At 70.9% G+C, this 20,878-nt stretch carries 18 protein-coding genes; 14 read left to right on the top strand and 4 right to left on the bottom strand.

Annotation, left to right across the window (positions count from 1 at the left end; genetic code table 11):
* Positions 1-208: 208 nt before the first annotated feature.
* From AC068B_RS03675 to AC068B_RS03665, 3 genes are read right to left on the bottom strand one after another with little or no spacing between them, the layout of a single operon-like run.
* Positions 209-925, bottom strand: a complete 717-nt coding sequence (locus AC068B_RS03675; RefSeq protein WP_478668741.1) for a response regulator transcription factor — start codon at positions 923-925, stop codon at positions 209-211.
* The gene (locus AC068B_RS03670; protein WP_478668739.1) at positions 922-2,058 is read right to left on the bottom strand and encodes a sensor histidine kinase; all 1,137 of its coding nucleotides are present in this window, start codon (positions 2,056-2,058) and stop codon (positions 922-924) included. The genes AC068B_RS03675 and AC068B_RS03670 overlap by 4 nt, the downstream gene beginning before the upstream one ends.
* Positions 2,059-2,062: 4 nt before the next feature.
* Positions 2,063-2,752: a hypothetical protein gene (locus tag AC068B_RS03665; RefSeq protein ID WP_478668737.1), complete on the bottom strand. Its 690-nt coding sequence runs from the start codon at positions 2,750-2,752 to the stop codon at positions 2,063-2,065.
* Between the two features lie 191 nt (positions 2,753-2,943).
* Between AC068B_RS03665 and AC068B_RS03660 the strand changes: the two genes are divergently transcribed.
* Positions 2,944-4,104 (top strand): sensor histidine kinase, encoded by a 1,161-nt coding sequence (locus AC068B_RS03660; protein ID WP_478668735.1) that lies wholly within the window; start codon positions 2,944-2,946, stop codon positions 4,102-4,104.
* A 194-nt stretch (positions 4,105-4,298) separates the two neighbouring features.
* On the opposite strand, the gene AC068B_RS03655 is transcribed toward AC068B_RS03660, so the two are convergent.
* On the bottom strand, positions 4,299-5,315 hold the full coding sequence (locus tag AC068B_RS03655) for a rod shape-determining protein (protein ID WP_356262518.1): 1,017 nt from the start codon (positions 5,313-5,315) through the stop codon (positions 4,299-4,301).
* A 144-nt stretch (positions 5,316-5,459) separates the two neighbouring features.
* Here AC068B_RS03655 and folC point away from each other — a divergent pair, with 144 nt between their 5' ends.
* The 13 genes from folC to AC068B_RS03590 all read left to right on the top strand — a co-directional run bounded on the left by folC (position 5,460) and on the right by AC068B_RS03590 (position 20,731).
* On the top strand, positions 5,460-6,983 hold the full coding sequence (gene folC / locus AC068B_RS03650) for a bifunctional tetrahydrofolate synthase/dihydrofolate synthase (RefSeq protein ID WP_478668733.1): 1,524 nt from the start codon (positions 5,460-5,462) through the stop codon (positions 6,981-6,983).
* Between the two features lie 6 nt (positions 6,984-6,989).
* Positions 6,990-7,355, top strand: coding sequence for a DUF4233 domain-containing protein (locus AC068B_RS03645; RefSeq protein ID WP_356262512.1), 366 nt, complete (start codon positions 6,990-6,992; stop codon positions 7,353-7,355).
* A gap of 71 nt (positions 7,356-7,426) precedes the next feature.
* Positions 7,427-7,840, top strand: a complete 414-nt coding sequence (gene ndk / locus AC068B_RS03640; protein ID WP_055566960.1) for a nucleoside-diphosphate kinase — start codon at positions 7,427-7,429, stop codon at positions 7,838-7,840.
* A gap of 302 nt (positions 7,841-8,142) precedes the next feature.
* Positions 8,143-9,162, top strand: a complete 1,020-nt coding sequence (locus AC068B_RS03635) for a rod shape-determining protein (protein ID WP_030362602.1) — start codon at positions 8,143-8,145, stop codon at positions 9,160-9,162.
* Between the two features lie 145 nt (positions 9,163-9,307).
* Positions 9,308-10,264, top strand: coding sequence for a rod shape-determining protein MreC (gene mreC, locus AC068B_RS03630; protein WP_478668731.1), 957 nt, complete (start codon positions 9,308-9,310; stop codon positions 10,262-10,264).
* Between the two features lie 12 nt (positions 10,265-10,276).
* A complete protein-coding gene (mreD, locus tag AC068B_RS03625) occupies positions 10,277-10,948 on the top strand; it encodes a rod shape-determining protein MreD (protein ID WP_356262505.1) in 672 nt (223 codons plus the stop codon).
* 95 nt (positions 10,949-11,043) lie between these two features.
* Positions 11,044-13,218 carry a penicillin-binding protein 2 gene (gene mrdA / locus AC068B_RS03620; protein ID WP_478668730.1) on the top strand — a complete coding sequence of 725 codons (2,175 nt, stop codon included), beginning with the start codon at positions 11,044-11,046 and terminating at the stop codon, positions 13,216-13,218.
* Positions 13,218-14,411 carry a rod shape-determining protein RodA gene (gene rodA, locus AC068B_RS03615; RefSeq protein WP_356262499.1) on the top strand — a complete coding sequence of 398 codons (1,194 nt, stop codon included), beginning with the start codon at positions 13,218-13,220 and terminating at the stop codon, positions 14,409-14,411. Before mrdA ends, rodA begins: the two co-directional genes overlap by 1 nt.
* A 237-nt stretch (positions 14,412-14,648) precedes the next feature.
* A complete protein-coding gene (locus AC068B_RS03610; RefSeq protein WP_478668728.1) occupies positions 14,649-16,214 on the top strand; it encodes a CYTH and CHAD domain-containing protein in 1,566 nt (521 codons plus the stop codon).
* A 50-nt stretch (positions 16,215-16,264) separates the two neighbouring features.
* Positions 16,265-18,190: a TIGR03960 family B12-binding radical SAM protein gene (locus tag AC068B_RS03605; protein ID WP_478668727.1), complete on the top strand. Its 1,926-nt coding sequence runs from the start codon at positions 16,265-16,267 to the stop codon at positions 18,188-18,190.
* Positions 18,191-18,203: 13 nt separating this feature from the next.
* Positions 18,204-18,749 (top strand): GNAT family N-acetyltransferase, encoded by a 546-nt coding sequence (locus tag AC068B_RS03600; RefSeq protein ID WP_478668726.1) that lies wholly within the window; start codon positions 18,204-18,206, stop codon positions 18,747-18,749.
* A 6-nt stretch (positions 18,750-18,755) separates the two neighbouring features.
* The gene (locus AC068B_RS03595; RefSeq protein ID WP_478668724.1) at positions 18,756-19,886 is read left to right on the top strand and encodes a hypothetical protein; all 1,131 of its coding nucleotides are present in this window, start codon (positions 18,756-18,758) and stop codon (positions 19,884-19,886) included.
* A gap of 47 nt (positions 19,887-19,933) precedes the next feature.
* Complete coding sequence (locus AC068B_RS03590; RefSeq protein ID WP_478668723.1) at positions 19,934-20,731, top strand: TIGR03936 family radical SAM-associated protein; 798 nt, start codon at positions 19,934-19,936, stop codon at positions 20,729-20,731.
* The last annotated feature ends 147 nt before the right edge of the window (positions 20,732-20,878 follow it).

Here is a 20,878-nt window from a genome sequence, read left to right as displayed (position 1 = left end):
TTGCGAACCCAGGTTTTCCCGCTCGCGGGACTTCGGCCCGGGACTTTGGTCCGTGCCCCATGCCCAATCTCCGGCCCGGCCGGGTAGCTCAGGGGCGCGGGGAACTGCGCGCCAAGCCCCCACGAACCCGAGTCCGAAAACGGCAGCCGAGGCAGGTCAGGGGCGCGGGGAACTGCGCGCCAAGCCCCCACTGCCCGCAGACGACCCCCTACCGATCCCCCCGCTCCCGCTCCCGCTCCCGCTCCCGATCCCGATACCGATACCCGACCCCCCGCACCGACTCAAGCGGATCCTCCCCGCCCGAGGCGCCCCGCCCGCCCAACCGCCGCCGCAACCGAAGCACGGCAAACTTCACCCGCTCCCGCCCGGCCCCATCGGGTGAGTCCCACACCAGGTCGAGAAGCTGCTCGGTAGTAACGACGCGCCCCCGATTGCGGACGAGCACCTGAAGCAGCCGGTACTCGATGTCGCTGAGCCGGATCTCCTGGCCCTGCCAGACAGCGGACCGCCGCTCCGGCACCATCCGGAGCCCCGCCTCCACATAGTCGCCGCGCCACTGGTCGGGTCGGCTCCGCCGCAGCAGCGCCTCGATGCGGGCGAGCAGCTCCTGGGTGTCGAAGGGCTTGGTCAGGTAGTCGTCCGCGCCCGCGCGCAGCCCCCGCACCCGTTCGGCGGGACTCGTGCGGCCGGAGAGGATCAGGACGGGCAGGTCGGTCATGTCCCGGGTGCGGTCGAGGACCTCCCAGCCGTCGAGACCCGGCAGCATCAGGTCGAGGACCATCAGGGCCGGGCGTTCGGCGAAGAGCAGGCGCAGCGCGGCCTGTCCGTCCGCGGCGAGCACCGTCTCGTACCCGGCCCGGTCGAGGACGGTGCGCAGCGCGAGGCCGAGGTCGGGGTCGTCCTCGACGACGAGCAGACCTGTCATCCGTGCTCGGCCGGGGCGGGACGGCCCGTGGGCAGCCGGAGGACCACGGCCGTCCCTTCGCCCTCCCCGCCGTGCAGGGCGATGTGCCCGTCGTGCATCCGTACGGTGTCACGGACGGCGGAGAGGCCGAGGCCGGTGCCGGGGTAGGCGCCGCGGCGGGCGTTGGGGGCGCGTACGAACTCGGTGAAGACTTCCTCCTGGAACTCCTTGGGGATGCCGATGCCGGTGTCGGCGACGGAGATCTCCCAGCCCGCACCGTCCGGCTCGGCGTAGGGGTGGGCCGAGACGGTCACCGTGCCGCCTCGCGGGGTGAACTTCACGGCGTTGTCCAGCAGCGCGGCGAGCGCGTTCTCCAGCTGGCTGCGGTCGGCGAAGGCGGGCGGCCCCGGCTCGTGGGCGTGGACGAGGAAGATGCCCGCGGCCTGCGCGCGCGGCTGCAGGTCGCCGGTGAGGCGTCCCAGGAGCCGGGCCATGTCGACCCGTGCGTACGTCGTCTCAGGGCGGGTCACCGCGGCCGTGGCGGCGTGCAGCAGCCCGTCGACCATCTCCTGCATGCGCTGCGCGTTGCGCCGGATGGTGTCCAGATACGTGGTCTGCGCCGCGGAGAGCGGATCGCCCGAGTGCGGGTCGAGCAGCTCGCAGAAGCTGAGGATCGTGGCGAGCGGGGTGCGCAGCTCGTGCGAGGCGCGGGCGGTGAACTCGGACCGCTCGCGGGCGAGCTCCCCCAGCGTGCGGACGTGGCGCCGCAGGTCGTGCTCGCGGCGGCGCTGTTCGGTGATGTCCTCGGCAAGCCAGAGGACGCCGACGCGTTCGCCCGCCACGTCGATCGGCCGCCGGTTGGTCCTGATCACCCGGCCGTCGAGGAAGCGGACCTCGGCGGTCCGCGGAAACTGGCGGCGGTTGAGCTGGCGCAGGGAGGTGCTGCCCGCGGGCAGCTGCCTCGCGACGGCCTTGGCGAGGGCCCCCACCGACGTGCCCGTCGAGGTGTCGACGTCCTGCAGCCGTGCCAGCTCGACGAGCTGGTGGTTGACGGCCACCACCCGGTTGTCCGCGCCGACCAGCAGCGCGCCCTCGGGCACCGCGTCGAGCAGGGCCTCGGCGACCTGCGCGGTGAGCCGCAGGTTCAGGGGCACCGCGCTAGCCGATCGGGTCGGTGACGACTTCGGACGCCCCGGCGGTCCCAACGATCCCCGTGGCCCCGGCGGCCTCCACGCCCTCCGTGGCCTGGGCCGGGACCGGGCGTACCAAGGGACCCGGCACCGCCTGATGCGGCGCGAAGTCGAGGCCGAGCCGCTCCAGCTCCGCCTCGGCCAGCGCGTCCAGCGTCTCGGGGTCGCCGTGCCGCCAGCCCCAGGCGAGGCTGCCGGGCGTCGCGTCCGGGATCTCCGACGCGGTGAGGGCGACCTCGTGCAGGGGCCTGAGCAGGGAGCGCAGGGCGAGCAGTTCGCGGCCGTCGTCGGAGGCGGCGAGGTCACGGGCGGCGCCCGCCTGCCGGATCCAGCGCAGCCGACGCGGCAGCCACGCGCCGAGGACGAGGCCGACGGGGACGACGAAGAGGGCGACGGCGCCCACGGCCACGGCGGTCCGTACGGTCACCGGGTCCATGGCGTCGACGGCGCCCGCGATGCGCCGCAGCGCGGTGTCGACGCGTCCGCCGACCAGCGGGAGCGGTGCGTTGTGCTGCTGCAGGGCGCGGGGGAGGGCGAGCAGACAGGCCAGCCTGTACGCGACGACGGCCGCGGTGGCCCACAGCGCGGTCCACAGGAGGACCCCGGCGTCACCGGCGAGCTGATGGGTCCGCCTGGCGGGATTCTGGGCATACCACATGGTCCGATTTGACCCCCGGCACGCGCCGGGGCGGGGCAGCCGCGCCGAGAATGCACCCGTTAATACACCCGTTGTGTGCACACCAAGTGGTTCGACCGTGTTCATCCGCAAAGCTCCGGGGTGCGGCAAATCACCAAAACAAGGACGTAAGTCCAGTGAAACGGGCCGAAAGACCTTGGATGATGGAGAGCATGCGCACCCTGCCCGCCGCCCAGGCGATCCGCCAGGCGGCGGCCACGGCCGCCCGCCTCGGCGGGCGCTGGTCGAGGGAGCCCCGCGCCCTGGACGTCCTCACCGCGCTGAGCGCGTTCGCGCTGATGAGCCTGGACGTCCCCGGCCTGGCCGAGGCGGACAACTCCCTGAACGGCCCACTCGCCGTGCTGGCCCTCGCGGCCGGTGCGTCCTCGCTGCTGGTGCGCCGCAGGGCGCCCTGGCTGACGTTCGCGGTAGCGCTCTTCTACCTGAGCTGGCTGCACGAGCTGACGCTCGCCCAGTTCGCGCTCTACTCCCTGGGGCGCTACCGGGGCCGCCTCGCGGGCGCCCTCGGCGTCGTCGGGTACGTCGCGTTCGCGTACGTGATGTTCAACCTGCCCGGCTGGCCGGTGCACCGGGGGGACACGCTGGGCGAGTTCTCCAGCCTGGTCGTCCCGATCGGTGTGCTCGCGGCGGGCGTCGGTGTCGCCGCGAACCGGCAGGACCTGGTCCGGGCGCTGGCGGCGCAGCGCGTGGAGACGGACACGCTGCACGCGGTGCAGCGGGAGCGCACCCGCATCGCGCGGGACGTGCACGACTTCGTGGGGCGCGAGCTGACGCTGCTGAGCGTGCGCTCCCAGGTGCTGGCGCGCAGGGCCGAGGGCGGGCCCTTCGAGGACGACTTCGACGAGCTGTCGGAGACGGCGCGCAGTGCGCACCGGATGCTGAACGAGATCATCGTGCAGCGCGGCACGGACGGCGCCCCGACGCCCGGCCTCGCCGCGCTCCCCGAACTCGCCGAGCGCAGCGGCCACGCGGGCAGCCCCGTCGACCTCCTCATCGACGGGGCGGCCTACCGCCTCTCCCCGCTCCGCCAGGCCGCCGTGCACCGGGTGGTCCAGGAGTGCCTGACGAACGCGGCGAAGCACGCGCCGGGCGAGCTGGTCTCCGTCCGAGTGGCCCTGAAGGACGGCCGCCTGAAGATCACCGTCAGCAACCCGCTCCCCACCACGGCCCCACCCTCCGCCCCGATCTCCGCAGGCACGGGCACGACGGGCATGGCGGAACGGATCAGAGCGGTGGGCGGCACGTTCCAGGCGGGCCCAAAGGCAACGACGTACGAGGTAAAGGCAACCCTCTCCGCAGGCGAACTGTCCTAAGGCCCCGAGCACAAGCCGCCCGGCACCCGCGAAGGAGACGCGAGGGGGCGCGGGGGTATGTGCGCACGGAGCACCGAGCACACGATGGCGCCCAGAAACATCAAACTCCGCCGCAGGGATAGCGAGTACGTACATACCCCCGCGTCCCCGCCCCACAACCGCACCCGGGCGCAGCTCCCAGCGCCCCCGGCCCCCTAAGCCGCCGACATCACCCGCTCAAGCCCGTCGAAGTCCTCGACACACTTCCCGCACCCCATGGCGACGCTGTCCAGCGGATCATCGGCCACGAACACCGGGATCCCCGTCGCGGAGGCGATCCGCAGATCGAGGCCCGGCAGCAGCGCACCCCCGCCCGTCAGCACGATCCCGTGCTCCATGATGTCGCCGGACAGCTCCGGCGGGCACTCCTCCAGGGTCGTCTTCACGGCCGCGATGATCTGCTCGACGGGCTCGTCCAGCGCGGCCCGCACCTCACGTGCCGTCAGGTCGAGCGTCTTCGGCAGCCCGCCCACCTTCTCCCGGCCCCGCACGGTGAACGTCCGCATCTCCAGGGCGTCCTCGCCCGGCACCGGCCACGCCGACCCGATGCCGACCTTGATGTCCTCGGCGGTGCGCTCGCCGATGAGCAGCGCGTGCTCCTTGCGGACGAAGTCCGTGATGGCCGCGTCGAGCCGGTCGCCGCCCACCCGCAGCGACTGGGCCGTGACGATGCCGCCCAGGGAGATCACCGCGACCTCCGTCGTGCCGCCGCCGATGTCGACGACCATCGACCCGCGGGGCTCGGCGACGGGCAGACCCGCGCCGATCGCCGCCGCCATCGGCTCCTCGACCAGGTGCACGGCCCGTGCCCCGGCCCGCTGCGAGGCGTGCACGATCGCGCGCCGCTCGACGGGCGTGACGCCGCTCGGCACACAGACGACCATGCGCGTACGGGGGCGGCGCCCCGGCACGGCCTTGCGCACGAAGTGCCGGATCAGCTCCTCGGCGGCTTCGTAGTCACTGATCACGCCGTCGCGCAGCGGGCGGATGGCGGTGATGGACCCGGGCGTCCGCCCGATGGTCTCCTTGGCCTCCGCCCCCACGGCGAGCACCCCGCTCTTGCCGCCCTTGTCCGCCCGTACGGCGACCACCGACGGCTCGTTGAGCACGATCCCCTTGCCGCGCACATAGAGGAGGGTGTTCGCAGTGCCGAGGTCGATACCTATGTCCATGATCGCCAAGTTTGCCCGGTGGCTTCCCGAAGCGGAGGGACCAAGGTCCCGAATCGGACGGGCCTAAGGTCCCGACGAAGGTCCCGGACCGCGAGGGGGCGGTCCGGACCGCGCGTGTCGGTGGCGCTCCGTAGACTGGCGTACGTGAGTGATCTCCCCGCGCGCGACGACCATCCCGACCGCCCCGCCGACGCCGACCCCTTCGACGAGATCGTCGAAGCCGAGACGGACCGTGACCCCGACCTCGCAGTGATCGAGGCGGGCAGCCGCACCCTGCGCACCCAGGCGGGCCCGCCCGAGAGCGACGTCCCCGCGCGCCCCACCGACCCGGAGGTGGACCGGGCGCTGCGTGAGGTGGAGACGGAGCTCGCGGGCCGCTGGGGCGAGACGAAGCTGGAGCCCTCCGTCCGCCGCATCGCCGCGCTGATGGACGTCCTGGGTGAGCCCCAGCGTGCGTACCCCTCCATCCACATCACGGGGACGAACGGCAAGACGTCCACGGCCCGCATGATCGAGGCCCTGCTCTCCGCCTTCGAGCTGCGCACCGGGCGGTACACCTCGCCCCACGTCCAGTCGATCACCGAGCGCATCAGCCTGGACGGCGCCCCCATCGAGGCCGAGCGCTTCGTCGAGGCCTACGAAGACATCAAGCCGTACGTGGAGCTGGTGGACGCCAAGGAGGAGTACCGCCTCTCCTTCTTCGAGGTCCTCACCGGCATGGCGTACGCGGCCTTCGCCGACGCCCCCGTGGACGTGGCCGTCGTCGAGGTCGGCATGGGCGGCAGCTGGGACGCGACGAACGTGATCGACAGCTCCGTCGCCGTCGTCACCCCCATCGACCTGGACCACACGGACCGCCTTGGCAACACGCCGGGCGAGATCGCCAAGGAGAAGGCCGGCATCATCAAGCCGGACGCCACGGTGATCATGGCCCAGCAGCCGGTGGACGCCGCGCAGGTCCTCCTGAAGAAGGCCGTCGAGGTCGACGCGACGGTCGCCCGCGAGGGCCTGGAGTTCGGCGTCGTCGCCCGCCAGGTGGCGGTCGGCGGCCAGCTCCTGACGCTCCGCGGCCTCGGCGGGGAGTATGAGGAGGTGTTCCTGCCGCTGCACGGCGAGCACCAGGCGCACAACGCCGCGGTGGCGCTCGCCGCCGTCGAGGCGTTCTTCGGCATCGGCTCGCAGCACGCGCGCCCGCTGGACATCGACACGATCCGCAAGGCGTTCGCCACGGTCTCCTCGCCGGGCCGTCTCGAGGTGGTACGCCGTTCGCCCACCGTCGTCCTGGACGCCGCGCACAACCCGGCGGGCGCCCGCGCCACCTCCGCGGCGATCAGCGAGGTCTTCGACTTCAGCCGGCTGATCGGCGTGGTCGGCGCGAGCGACGACAAGGACGTGAAGGGGCTCCTCGAAGCCTTCGAACCGATCTTCGCCGAGGTCGTCGTCACGCAGAACTCAAGCCATCGCGCGATGGACGCGGACACGCTCGCCGGACTCGCCGTCGAGGTCTTCGGCGACGACCGCGTGCAGGTCGAGCCGCGCCTGGACGACGCCCTCGAGGCGGCGATCACCCTCGCCGAGGAAGAGGGGGAGTTCGCGGGCGGCGGCGTCCTCGTCACTGGTTCCGTCATCACGGTCGGCGAGGCCCGACTGCTCCTGGGGAGAGGCTGATTTCCTGTGCGTACGCTCTGTGCTTCGACGCTGATCGGCGAGTTCTTCGTGATCGGCTTCGCGGGTCTGGTCGCCATGAAGGACGACGACCTGTCCATGGGCACGGTCTGGACGGTCTGCGGCATCGCGATGCTGCTGAGCCTGCTGCTCTGCGGGATGATCACGCGACCGGGCGGGGTGCAGCTCGGCTGGGCCCTCCAGGTCGCGCTGATCGCGAGCGGCTTCGTGGTGCCGACGATGTTCTTCCTGGGTGCCGTTTTCGCCGCCATCTGGTGGGCTTCGGTGCACTTCGGCCGCAAGATCGACGAGGCGAAGGCACGCTTCGCGGCCATGGCGGAGGGGCAGCCGGAGGCCGGAGGTAACGCGGCGTAGCCGACCCCGGTATCGTGCGGCGCAATCCCACCCGATCGCAAAGATCGTACGAACACCTCTTGGAGCCGCACATGAGCCAGCGCACCCTCGTCCTGCTGAAGCCCGACGCCGTCCGTCGTGGCCTGATCGGCGAGATCATCGGCCGCATCGAGCGCAAGGCGGGCTGGACGATCTCCGCGCTGGAGCTGCGTTCCCTGGACCAGGACACCCTGGAGCAGCACTACGGCGAGCACAAGGGCAAGCCCTTCTACGAGCCGCTGGTCGCCTTCATGTCGTCCGGTCCCGTCGTCGCGCTCGTCGTCGAGGGCGAGCGGGTCATCGAGGGCGTGCGCGCGCTCGCCGGGCCGACCGACCCGATCGCCGCGGCGCCGGGATCGATCCGCGGAGACTTCGGCTCGATCGTCCGGGAGAACCTGATCCACGCCTCGGACTCCGAGGAGTCCGCGGAGCGCGAGCTCAAGATCTTCTTCCCGGGTGTCGTCTAGCCCGACGCACAGTCTCCTGACCCCGAGTCAGGAGCGCGCTGTTCCAGCCATGGACGGCCGAAGGAATTCGGCCGTCCTTTGGCATATGCGCCCCAATTGGGGGAACCCGTGCCTCCGATGGCACGTCTCCAAGAGCGAGGCGGCCCATCATCTGCTGACAATGGCGAAGACCCTAGCGCCGTGTTCGCGCAGCCGAGACTACGATGGAAGCCTCCACTGCCACACAGCACCCACCTCGCCTACCTAAAAAGCCATCACACGCTCCACTAGGGAAGGCCAGACGCATCCTCATGGGGAACAACATGTCGTTCATCGGCCGTGACATGGCTGTCGACCTCGGGACCGCCAACACGCTGGTGTACGTCAGGGGTCGGGGGATCGTACTCAACGAGCCGTCCGTCGTCGCGATCAACACCAACACCGGTGGCATTCTCGCGGTCGGCGCCGAAGCGAAGAAGATGATCGGGCGCACGCCCGGCAACATCGTTGCGGTGCGTCCGCTGAAGGACGGCGTCATCGCCGACTTCGAGATCACCGAGCGCATGCTCCGCTACTTCATCCTGAAGATCCACAAGCGGCGCTACCTCGCCCGCCCGCGCGTCGTCGTCTGCGTGCCCTCCGGCATCACGGGCGTCGAGCGCCGCGCCGTCATCGAGGCCTCCTCGCAGGCCGGCGCGCGCCAGGTGCACATCATCGAGGAGCCCATGGCCGCGGCCATCGGTTCCGGCCTGCCGGTCCACGAGGCCACGGGCAACATGGTGGTGGACATCGGCGGCGGCACCACCGAGGTCGCGGTCATCAGCCTCGGCGGAATCGTCACGGCACAGTCGATCCGCGTCGCCGGCGACGAGCTGGACAACGCGATCATCCAGCACATCAAGAAGGAGTACTCCCTCCTCCTCGGCGAGCGCACCGCCGAACAGATCAAGATCACCATCGGCTCGGCGTACGACATGGACGCCGACGAGCACACCGAGATCCGCGGCCGGGATCTGGTCTCCGGGCTGCCCAAGACCGTCGTCATCTCCGCCGCCGAGGTCCGCAAGGCCATCGAGGAGCCGGTCAACGCGATCGTGGACGCGGTCAAGACCACCCTCGACAAGTGCCCGCCCGAGCTTTCGGGTGACGTCATGGACCGCGGCATCGTTCTCACCGGTGGCGGCGCCCTGCTGCGCGGCCTCGACGAGCGGCTGCGCCGGGAGACCGGCATGCCGATCCACATCGCCGAGGACCCGCTGGACAGCGTGGCGCTCGGCTCCGGCAAGTGTGTCGAGGAGTTCGAGGCGTTGCAGCAGGTGCTGGACGCCCAGCCGCGCAGATGATCTGACGCGCGAAGATCCGCCGTACGAGTGCCTGCCAACTCGTGCGGCGGATCGTTGATATAGAGGCAAGGCACGACAATTCCCCAGAAGCCCGTGGATCCCGCAGACTCCACGGAATCCGATTGAGGAAGGCACGCCGCCGCACGTGAGGGACACACGAGAGAGCCGGCTGCTCCTGGTGCTGCTGGTAGCCATCGCGTTCGCTTTGATCACGGTGGACATCCGCGGCGGCGAGGACTCACCGGTCGACGGTGCCCGCCAAGCCGCAGCCACCGTCTTCGGGCCGGTCGAGGAGGGCATGTCCTCCGCCGTCGACCCGATCGGCAACGCGATCGGCGCGGTGCGCGACTCCGGTGAGCGCCACAACCGCATCGCCGACCTGGAGCGCCAGAACGCCGCGCTGAAGGCCAAGCTCGGCAGCGACGACCGCAACCGCAGCCGGGTGCGCCAGCTCGACAGCATGCTGAAGACGGCGGGCGCCGGACAGTACGGCATCAAGGGCGCCGAGGTCATCGGCATAGGAGCGGCCCAGGGCTTCTCCTGGACCGTCACCATCGACGCCGGTGCGAACGACGGACTCAAGCGCGACATGACCGTCCTGAACGGCGACGGCCTGGTGGGCCGCGTCACCACGGTCGGCCCGAACACCGCGACCGTCCTGCTCGCCAACGACCCCGACTTCACCGTCGGCACCCGCATGGAGAGGACCGACGAGCTCGGCTTCGCGACCGGACAGGGCGACCGTCCGCTCTCCGTCCAGCTGCTCAACGGCAAGGCCAAGGTGAAGAAGGGCGACCGCCTGGTGACCTTCGGCTCGCGCAAGGACAAGCCGTTCGTGCCGGGCGTCCCGGTCGGCGAGATCGTCCGCGTCGACCCCTCGGGCGGCGACCTCACCCGCAACGTCTACGTGAAGCCGTACGTCGGGTTCACCAAGCTCGACATCGTCGGAGTCGTCGTCGAAGCGCCCCGTGAGGACCCGCGCGACACGGTGCTGCCGAAGAAGCCCGAAAAGCCCAAGCCGACCCCGACGGTGACCGTCACGGCCACCCCGTCGGGCCGGCCCCAGGCCGACGGCGCCGACAACGGCAACGACGAGCAGTAGGAGACCGGACTCATGCGCTTCAACCGAATCCTGCTGTCCGCCACCCTCGTCGTCGTCGCCCTGGTCGTCCAGGTCAGCGTCCTGGCCAGGCTGCAGCTGCCGGGCGCGGTCCCGGACCTCGTCCTGCTCACCGTCCTCGGCCTCGCCCTGGTCTACGGCCACGTCGGCGGCGCCCTCGTCGGCTTCGGCGCGGGCCTCCTGGCCGACCTGGCGCCGCCCGCCGACCACGCCGCCGGGCGGTACGCGCTGGTGCTCTGCGTCATCGGCTATCTCGCGGGCCTCGCCAAGCCCGACGGCGGCCGTCTCCGCTCCGCCACCGGGCCGCTCGTCGTGGTCGTCGGCGCCGCCATCGGCTCGACGCTGCTGTACGCGGGCGTCGGCTCCCTCGTCGGGGACACCGCCGCCCGCCATGTGGGCCTGGTCGGGCTCCTGTTCACCGCCGCGCTCTACGACCTGCTGCTCGCGCCCTTCACCGTGCCGCTGATCATCGCGCTGGCCCGGCGCGCCGACAACGACCCGCTGGGGGAGAGCTCACCGGCCAACAAGGCGGCCGACGTCTCGTCCGGCTGGCTCTCGTCCGGCACCGGACTGCGCATCGGCAACCAGCGCGGCGGCCTGCGGGCGAAGGCGGCCAAGGCCCGCGTCGCCCGCGCCGGACGCATCAAGGGGGTCAAGCGCCTGTGAGTGCCACTCGGCTGGCCCCGCACCCGGCTGCGCGGACGCACAGCTTGAGCGTGTACACGTACTGCCCGTACGCACACTGAGAGGGGGAGGCACCAGTGACCAACATCCCCGAGACGGGACGGACCCCACGGGTCCAGATCCGCCTCATCATCATCCAGATCCTCGTCGTCTCCCTCCTGCTCACCCTCGGCGGCCGCCTCTGGTACCTCCAGATCCGCAACGGCGACGAGTACGCGGAGGAGGCCTCCGGCAACCACGTCCAGCAGGTCGTCCAGCCCGCAGTGCGCGGCTCGATCCTGGACGCCCGCGGAGTGCCGATCGCCGACAACGAGACCCGGCTCGTCGTCTCCGCGTCCCGCACCGACCTGATGAAGATGAAGGACGACGGCAAGGCGGTCCTCACCAAGCTCGCCGACGTCCTCGACATGAAGCCCGAGGACGTCGAGGGCAAGGTCCGCCTCTGCGACGCCAAGACGCCGCAGCCCTGCTGGAACGGCTCGCCGTACCAGCCCATCCCGATCACCGACGAGGCCACGCCCAAGCAGGCCCTGCAGATCCGTGAGCGCTCCGAGGACTTCCCCGGCATCACCGCCGAGCCCACGGCCGTCCGGCGGTACGCGGCCCCCGGCAAGTCCAACACCGCCCAGGTCCTCGGCTACCTCTCGCCCGTCACGGACGAGGAGATCAAGAAGGCCGAGAACACGGACTCGCCGTTCCTCCGCTCCGACCAGGTCGGCCGCTCCGGCCTGGAGCGGACGTACGACAAGCAGCTGCGCGGCAAGGCGGGCGTGACCCGCTACGAGGTCGACAACCTCGGCCGCGTCATCGGCGAGGCCGAGTCGGACGACGCGAAGCCCGGCGCGAACGTCGTGACGAGCATCGACGCGCGCGTGCAGGCCGTCTCCGAGTACTGGCTGAACGACGCGATGAAGAAGGCCCGCCACGAGTTCGACAAGAACACCGGCGAGAACTACAAGGCCGACGCGGGCGCCGTCGTCGTCATGGAGAACAAGACGGGGCGCGTCGTCTCCATGGCCTCCAACCCGACGTACGACCCGAACGCCTGGGTCGGCGGCATCTCCGGCAAGGACTACTCCCGGCTCACCGGCAAGCAGTCCAACTACCCGCTCCTGAACCGCGCCATCCAGGGCCAGGCGGCCCCCGGCTCCATCTTCAAGGTCATCCCGACGACCGCGGCGGTCCGGGCCGGATACCGGTTCAACGGCAGCTACCCGTGCCCCAGCTCGTACTCCATCGGCGGCCAGACCTTCAAGAACTTCGAGTCCAAGGGCCACGGCTCGATCACCCTCGGCCAGGCCCTCGAGGTCTCCTGCGACACCGTCTTCTACAAGCTGTCGCACGACCAGTGGGCCAAGGACGGCGGGAACAAGCCGAAGAAGGACCCCAAGGACTGGTTCTACCGGACCGCCCACGAGTTCGGCCTCGGCAAGGAGACCGGCATCGACCTCCCCAACGAGGTCACCGGCCGCGTCCCCGACCGCCAGTGGAAGAAGGACTACTGGAAGGCCAACAAGGACGCCTGGTGCAAGCAGGGCAAGAAGGGCGGCGAGTACGCCGAGCGCATCGCGTACGAGAACTGCCTCGAAGGCATGAAGATGCGCGCCGGTGACTCCGTCAACTACTCCATCGGACAGGGCGACACCCTCGTCACGCCGATACAGATGGCGTCGATCTACTCCGGCATCGCCAACGGCGGCACCATGTACAACCCCACCGTCGGCAAGGCGATCGTCAGCGCGGACGGCAAGCAGGTCGAGGAGATCAAGCCGAAGTCGCACGGCAAGCTGCCGATGGACGCGGCGCTCCAGAAGGACATAGACGGTGCCCTCGCGGACGTCGCGACCCGCGGTACGGCCGCCTGGCGGTTCCAGGGCTGGCCGCAGGACAAGATCCCGATGCACGCCAAGACGGGTACCGCCGAGGTCTACGGCAAGCAGACCACCTCGTGGTTCGCGACGTACACCAAGGACTACTCGATCGTCATGACCATCGCCCAGGGCGGTACGGGTTCCGGTGCCTCGGGACCCGCCGTCCGCAAGATCTACAACGCGATCTACGGCCTGGACGACGACGGCAAGCAGAACCTGAAGAAGGCCCTGCTGCCCGAGCCGGAGAAGAACCTGCCGAAGATCCAGACCGACGGCTCCATCGACTCCCCGAAGATCAAGCCGTACAAGCCCGAGGCGCCCAAGCCGCCGGCCGGGCAGCAGGAGCTGGCCGGTGCCCCGGCCAACTGGAGGCGTGACTGATGACCGGCAGTGGCTTCTCCGTCTCTGGGTACGGCCCGGAGCGCTCCGGAATGTCGCGGCTCCTCGCCCGCGACTCGGTGGTGCGCAGGCTCGACTGGGTGATACTGCTCTGCGCCCTCGCGCTCTCCATGATCGGCTCCGCGCTCGTCTACTCGGCGACCCGCAACCGCACGGAACTCGTCGGCGACGACCCGTACGCCTTCCTGATCAAGCACATCATCAACGTCGGCGTCGGCCTCGCCCTGATGGCGGCCACGGTCTGGCTCGGCCACCGCACCCTGCGCACCGCGGTGCCGATCCTCTACGGCGTCTCGGTCTTCCTGGTGCTGCTCGTCCTGACCCCGCTCGGCGCGACGATCAACGGCGCCCACGCGTGGATCGTGATCGCGGGCCAGTCGCTCCAGCCGTCCGAGTTCTGCAAGATCACGATCATCCTGGGCATGGCCATGCTGCTCGCCGCCCGCGTCGACGCGGGCGACAAGGAGCACCCCGACCACCGCACGGTGCTGCAGGCGCTCGGCCTCGCCGCCGTGCCGATCATGATCGTCATGCTGATGCCCGACCTGGGCTCGGTCATGGTGATGGTGATGATCGTGCTCGGCGTCCTGCTGGCCTCCGGCGCCTCCAACCGCTGGGTCCTCGGCCTGCTCGGCGCGGGCGCCCTGGGCGGCGTCGCCATATGGCAGCTCGGCATCCTGGACGACTACCAGATCGCCCGCTTCGCGGCCTTCGCCAACCCCGCACTCGACCCGGCGGGCGTCGGCTACAACACCAACCAGGCCCGCATCGCCATCGGCTCCGGCGGCCTGACCGGCACCGGCCTGACCAAGGGCTCCCAGACCACCGGCCAGTTCGTCCCCGAACAGCAGACCGACTTCGTCTTCACCGTGGCGGGCGAGGAGCTCGGCTTCATGGGCGCGGGCGCGATCCTGGTCCTGCTCGGCATCGTCCTGTGGCGCGCCTGCCGCATCGCACGCGAGACCACCGAGCTCTACGGCACCATCGTGGCCGCCGGAATCATCGCGTGGTTCGCCTTCCAGGCCTTCGAGAACATCGGGATGACCCTCGGCATCATGCCGGTCGCGGGCCTTCCGCTGCCCTTCGTCTCGTACGGAGGCACGTCGATGTTCGCGGTCTGGGTGGCGGTCGGGCTATTGCAGTCGATCAAGGTGCAACGGCCGATGTCGGCCTAGGGTCTGTCCGATGGGTCGGCGTGGAGCAAGGAGCGGCGTCTGGTGCGTGCGATCGCAAGGCGCCGGAAGGCCCTCGTAGCGGAGCTACTAGGGCATTTCGGCAACGCGGCATGGGGGTCCCCCCTGGCCTTTCAGGCCTTGGGGGAGTGCGTGCCAGACGCCGCGCCGACCCATCGGACAGACCCTAGGGCTGCCGCAGGCATGTTTGCCTTCGTCTTTCGCGTCTAGATTCAGTTCATGGCGGAGACGAAGCGCGAGATCGAGCGGAAGTACGACGTCACTGCGGGCACCGAGCTGCCCGACCTCTCCGGGGTCACCGGGGTCACGGACGTCGTGGACAGAGGCACGGCGGAACTGGACGCCGTCTACTGGGACACCCCCGACGAGCGTCTCGCCGCGGCCTCGATCACGCTGCGGCGCCGCACGGGGGGCCACGACGCGGGCTGGCACCTGAAGCTTCCGGTTTCGCTCGCGGAGGGCGTGCGGGACGAGGTCCAGGCGCCGCTCTCCGACGCGGTGCCGCGCGCGCTGCTCGGTCTCGTACGCGCCAGGGTGCGCGAGGCCGAACTGGTGCCGCTGCTGCGCCTGGAGACCTCGCGCCACGTGCGGCACCTCGTCGACGAGAAGGGCACGATGCTCGCCGAGGTCAGCCTCGACGCGGTGCGCGCGGAGCGGTGCACCCCCGGCGGGGAGCGGATCGGCTGGTCCGAGCTGGAGGTCGAGCTCGCCGACGACGGCGACCCGAAACTCCTCGACAAGGTCGACAAGAAGCTGCGGAAAGCGGGCGTACGGCGCTCGATGTGGCCCTCCAAGCTGGGCCGGGCGCTGCGGACGACGGCGCCCGCGGACCCCGGGACCCACTGGACCGACGAAGAGGGCACGGGCCACGCCGTCGTCCACCTCAAGGACGACACCCCCGTCACCGCGGGCGACCACGTCCTCGCCCACCTCCTCGCCCAGCGCGACGCCCTCCTCTCGCTCGACCCCGCCGTCCGCCGCGACCTGCCCGACTCCGTGCACCAGATGCGGGTCGCCACCCGCCGGATGCGCAGCGCCTTCAAGTCGTACCGGAAGATCCTCGACCGGACCGTCACCGATCCCGTCGGCGACGAACTCAAGTGGCTCGCCGCCGAGCTGGGCGTCGACCGCGACCAGGAAGTCCTCACCGAGCGCCTCACCGGCCGCATCGGCGCCCTGCCGCGGACCCTCCTCCTCGGCCCGGTGCGCGGACGGCTGCGCATCTGGACCGTGGCCCGCAGCGCGGGCTCCCGGCGCAGGACGGTCGCCGTCCTGGACAGCAAGCGCTACCTCGCCCTCCTGGACACCCTTGACGCCCTGCTGGCCGCGCCCCCGCTGCGCCCCGCGGCCCCCCGGCCGCCGGAGCAGATCCTGACCAAGGCGGCCCTCAAGGACTACGCCCGCCTGGCCATCCGCGTCGAGCACGCCCTGGACCTGCCCCCGGGCCACGAGCGCGACCTCGCCCTGCACGACGCCCGCAAGGCCGCCAAGCGCGCCCGGTACGCGGGCGAGGCGGCGACCCCCGCGCTCGGCAAGCCCGCCAAGCGGTTCGCCAAGCGGATGAAGTCCGTGCAGAAGGTGCTCGGCGACCACCAGGACAGCGTCGTCGCGCGCGAGGCCCTGCGCGCCCTCGCCATCCAGGCGCATCTGGCCGGGGAATCCGCGTTCACCTGGGGCCTGCTGTACGGCCAGGAGGAGGCTGCGGGCCGGGATCGCGAGCGGGAGCTGCCCGAGGTGTGGGCCGAGGCGTCCCGGGCGAAAGTGCGGTCGGCGCTGGGTGGCTGAACGCCGGGGTACGCTTGATGGTCACCCCTGCCAGCTCATGAAGGTTCGCGATGTCTGCCGAGTCGGTCTTCCCACAGCTCGAAGCTCTGCTCCCGCATGTGCAGAAGCCCATCCAGTACGTCGGCGGTGAGCTGAACTCCACCGTCAAGCCGTGGGAATCCTGCGATGTCCGCTGGGCGCTCATGTACCCCGACGCGTACGAGGTGGGGCTGCCCAACCAGGGCGTCATGATCCTCTACGAGGTCCTCAACGAGCGCGAGGGCGTGCTCGCCGAGCGCACCTACAGCGTGTGGCCGGACCTCGAGGCCCTGATGCGCGAGCACCAGGTCCCCCAGTTCACCGTCGACTCGCACCGCCCGGTCGGCGCCTTCGACGTGTTCGGCCTGAGCTTCTCCACCGAGCTCGGCTACACGAACATGCTCACCGCCCTCGATCTCGCGGGCATCCCGCTGGAGGCCAAGGACCGCACCGTCGAGGACCCGATCGTCCTCGCCGGCGGTCACGCCGCCTTCAACCCCGAGCCGATCGCCGAGTTCATCGACGCCGCGATCATCGGCGACGGCGAGCAGGCCGTGCTCGACATGACGGAGATCATCCGCACCTGGAAGGCCGAGGGCCGCCCCGGCGGCCGCGAGGAGGTCCTCTTCCGCCTCGCCAGGACCGGCTCGGTCTACGTCCCGGGGTTCTACGACGTCGAGTACCTCCCGGACGGCCGCATCGGCCGCGTCGTCCCCAACCGCAGCGGCGTGCCGTGGCGCGTGTCCAAGCACACCGTCATGGACCTCGACGAGTGGCCCTACCCCAAGCAGCCCCTCGTCCCGCTCGCCGAGACCGTCCACGAGCGCATGTCCGTGGAGATCTTCCGCGGCTGTACCCGTGGCTGCCGTTTCTGCCAGGCCGGCATGATCACGCGCCCCGTGCGGGAGCGAAGCATCACCGGCATCGGCGACATGGTCGACAAGGGTCTCAAGGCGACCGGCTTCGAAGAGGTCGGCCTGCTCTCGCTCTCCTCCGCGGACCACAGCGAGATCGCCGACGTCGCCAAGGGCCTCGCCGACCGGTACGAGGAGGACAAGATCGGCCTGTCCCTCCCCTCGACCCGCGTCGACGCCTTCAACGTGGACCTCGCCAACGAGCTGACCAGGAACGGCCGCAGGTCGGGCCTGACCTTCGCCCCCGAGGGCGGCTCCGAGCGCATGCGCAAGGTCATCAACAAGATGGTGTCCGAGGACGACCTCATCCGCACCGTCTCGACCGCGTACGGCAACGGCTGGCGCCAGGTGAAGCTGTACTTCATGTGCGGCCTGCCCACCGAGACCGACGAGGACGTCCTGCAGATCGCCGACATGGCGACGAAGGTCATCCAGAAGGGCCGCGAGGCCTCGGGATCGAACGACATCCGTGCCACGGTGTCGATCGGCGGCTTCGTGCCCAAGCCGCACACGCCCTTCCAGTGGGCTCCGCAGCTGTCGGCCGAGGACACGGACGCCCGTCTCCTGAAGCTCCGCGACAAGATCCGCGGCGACAAGAAGTACGGCCGCTCGATCGGCTTCCGCTACCACGACGGCAAGCCCGGCATCGTCGAGGGCCTGCTCTCGCGCGGCGACCGCCGCGTCGGCGCCGTCATCCGCGCGGTGTACGAAGAGGGCGGCCGCTTCGACGGCTGGCGTGAGCACTTCTCGTACGAGCGCTGGATGCGGTGCGCCGAGAAGACGCTGCCCGAGGTGGGCGTCGACGTCGACTGGTACACGACGCGCGAGCGCACCTACGAAGAGGTGCTGCCCTGGGACCACCTGGACTCCGGCCTCGACAAGGACTGGCTCTGGGAGGACTGGCAGGACTCGCTCGACGAGACCGAGGTCGAGGACTGCCGCTGGACGCCGTGCTTCGACTGCGGCGTCTGCCCGCAGATGCAGACCGAGATCCAGATCGGCCCCACCGGCAAGAAGCTCCTGCCGCTCACGGTCGTGAAGTAGCACCGGACCTCCGTTGCCCCGACTCGCCCCGCCCACCGGCCTGGTGCACCGCTCCTTCATCGCCGCGATGGAGGAGCTCCGGGCCGAAGGGCAGGGCGGGCCGGACGACGACACGACGCTCGGCGCCACCCTGCGGGACTACGGCACGCGATGGCGCGACCGTGCGGTCTTCGAGGCGTACGTCGCCGAGGTCCGCGCCGCCGCCCACCCCGCCGCGCCGCTGGCCGTCCCCGTCACGACCCTCTGGTACGTCGACGGCGCCGACTACTTCGGCCGCATCTCCGTCCGCCACACCGTCGCCACCCGCTTCCTGCGCGAGTACGGCGGCCACATCGGCTACGACGTCAGGCCCACCGCCCGACGCCGCGGCCACGCCACCGACATGCTGCGCGCCTGCCTCCCGTACGCCGCCGAACTCGGCCTGCAATCCGTCCTGGTGACCTGCGACACCGACAACATCGGCTCGCGCAAGGTCATCGAGGCGGCGGGCGGCACGTTCGAGGACGAGCGGAGCGGGAAACTGCGGTACTGGATCCGAACCGGCGCCGCGCGCGTCTAGGACAACATGGACCTGGAAAAACGGCCTGACGCACAGGCAGGGCAGCCCGTGGCGCCCGCCGTGCAGCCCGCGCAGCCCATGGCGCCCGCGCAGGCCGAAGGGTGTCTCGCCGTCGCGATCCGCATCCCGGTGCGCATCGTCGTGCTCGTGCTCGTCGTCCCCGTGCGCCTGGTGTGGGACGCGCTCGCCGTGTGCGGCAGCTTCCTGTACCGCAACGCGCTGCGCCCCGTCGGGCGTGGCATCGGCGCGGTGCTGACGTGGCTGGGCAAGGCGGTCTTCGTCTGGCCGTGGGTGGCCCTGTGGCGGTATGTGCTCGCGCCGGTCGGCAAGGCCCTCGGCTGGCTGGGCCGCACGCTGTTCGTCGTCCCCCTGGCGTGGCTCTACGCGCGCGTGCTGACCCCGATCGGCCGCGGCATCGCCTGGCTCGGCCGGGTCCTGCTCGTCATCCCCGCCGCCTGGCTCTACGCGCACGTGTTGACCCCGCTCGGGCACGGCCTCCGGATCGCCCTGGTGTGGCTGGGCAAGGCCGTGTTCGTGTGGCCGTGGGTGGGCCTGTGGCGGTACGTGGTCGTGCCGGTCGCGATCGGGATCGCCTGGCTGGTGCGGACGCTGGTCGTGGTGCCCGTGGTGTGGCTGTACGAGGCCGCGCTGACGCCGCTCGGGCACGGCGTCGCGACGCTGTTCCGCTGGATCTTCGTCGTGCCCGTCGTCGCCTTGTGGCGCTGGGTGCTCGCCCCCGTCGGGCGGGCCTTCGCCGTCGTCGCGCGGGAGGTCGGCGACGCCTTCGGACACGCATGGCGCATCGCCGGGCACATTTCCCTCGTCGTGGGCCGCTTCCTCGGCACCCTCCTTCGGTGGATCTTCGTCGAGCCGGTGCGGTGGGCGTACCGCTCGGTGCTCACCCCCATCGGGCACGTCGTCCGCGACGCGGTGTGGCGCCCCGCCGCCGCGGCCGCCCGCAGCGTCGGCCGCACCACGCGCCTCGCGCTCGCCTCGGCCCGCAACAGCGTCCGCCAGGCACGCGCCGACGTACGACGGATGCTCTTCGGAGCACCGCAACCCGTGCCCCGGCGGGAACCCGACACGCCGGAGACACGTACTCTAGGCAGCAGTACGACCGCACTCATGAAGGACTGACGACACTGGGCAAGCGACAGCCCGTAGGCCCGCCGCCCGCACCCGCGGTGCAGCGCATCCGACTGCGCTACACCAAGCGCGGCCGCCTCCGGTTCACCAGCCACCGTGACTTCCAGCGCGCCTTCGAGCGTGCGCTGCGCCGCGCCGAGGTGCCCATGGCGTACTCGGCGGGGTTCACCCCGCACCCCAAGGTGTCGTACGCCAATGCCGCACCCACCGGCACGGGCAGTGAGGCCGAGTACCTGGAGATCGCGCTCACCGCACCGCGCGACCCGGACAAGCTCCGCGAGCTCCTCGACGAGTCGATGCCCCCCGGGCTCGACATCGTCGACGCCGTCGAGTCCCGCACCTCGGGGCTCGCCGACCGGCTGACGGCCTCCGTCTGGGAGCTGCGCCTGGACGGCGTGGAGCCCGCGGCGGCGCAGCACGCCGCCGAACGGTTCACGACCGCCGAGCAGGTCGAGGTCCAGCGCCGCACGAAGAACGGCATGCGCACCTTCGACGCCCGCGAGGCCGTGGTGAGCCTGACGGCGGTCGACGGCGGACTCCCCGCCGACGACGCTGATAGGCCGACCGACAAGCCCTGTGCGATACTGCGGCTGGTTGTTCGGCACGTGACACCTGCCGTACGACCTGACGACGTCCTGTCCGGTCTCCGAGCTGTGGCCGACCTGGCGCCGCCGGTCCCCGCAGCGGTGACCAGGCTGGCGCAGGGGCTTTTCGATGAAGAGACCGGCACGGTGACCGACCCGCTCGCGCCCGACCGCGAGGCAGAAACGGCCGCTCCACCCACGGCCGCCGTACCTGCCGCCGCGAAGGCGCCGGCGCCGGAAGGCCCCCGCTGAGGGACGTACGTCACCGCGCAGCCCTCGTACTCGGGAGCCACCTGGGTCGGGCAGCGCACTGACCGAGACTTTCGCCAGGCCGTCCGCACATGGGCGTACGGAACCGGCGAGACAAGACATAGAGCTCCCGTGCGGCGCCCACGCCCC

The organism is Streptomyces sp. NPDC042371 (genome assembly GCF_056437465.1).
This window is presented reverse-complemented; position numbering and strand designations above follow the sequence as displayed.

Excerpts from the sequence above, each read along its gene's own strand:
- AC068B_RS03675 (WP_478668741.1), bottom strand. The coding sequence starts at position 925 with ATGACAGGTCTGCTCGTCGTCGAGGACGACCCCGACCTCGGCCTCGCG.
- AC068B_RS03665 (WP_478668737.1), bottom strand. The coding sequence starts at position 2,752 with ATGTGGTATGCCCAGAATCCCGCCAGGCGGACCCATCAGCTCGCCGGT.
- AC068B_RS03660 (WP_478668735.1), top strand. The coding sequence starts at position 2,944 with ATGCGCACCCTGCCCGCCGCCCAGGCGATCCGCCAGGCGGCGGCCACG.
- AC068B_RS03655 (WP_356262518.1), bottom strand. The coding sequence starts at position 5,315 with ATGGACATAGGTATCGACCTCGGCACTGCGAACACCCTCCTCTATGTG.
- ndk (WP_055566960.1), top strand. The coding sequence starts at position 7,427 with ATGAGCCAGCGCACCCTCGTCCTGCTGAAGCCCGACGCCGTCCGTCGT.
- AC068B_RS03635 (WP_030362602.1), top strand. The coding sequence starts at position 8,143 with ATGTCGTTCATCGGCCGTGACATGGCTGTCGACCTCGGGACCGCCAAC.
- mreD (WP_356262505.1), top strand. The coding sequence starts at position 10,277 with ATGCGCTTCAACCGAATCCTGCTGTCCGCCACCCTCGTCGTCGTCGCC.
- rodA (WP_356262499.1), top strand. The coding sequence starts at position 13,218 with ATGACCGGCAGTGGCTTCTCCGTCTCTGGGTACGGCCCGGAGCGCTCC.
- AC068B_RS03610 (WP_478668728.1), top strand. The coding sequence starts at position 14,649 with ATGGCGGAGACGAAGCGCGAGATCGAGCGGAAGTACGACGTCACTGCG.
- AC068B_RS03605 (WP_478668727.1), top strand. The coding sequence starts at position 16,265 with ATGTCTGCCGAGTCGGTCTTCCCACAGCTCGAAGCTCTGCTCCCGCAT.
- AC068B_RS03595 (WP_478668724.1), top strand. The coding sequence starts at position 18,756 with ATGGACCTGGAAAAACGGCCTGACGCACAGGCAGGGCAGCCCGTGGCG.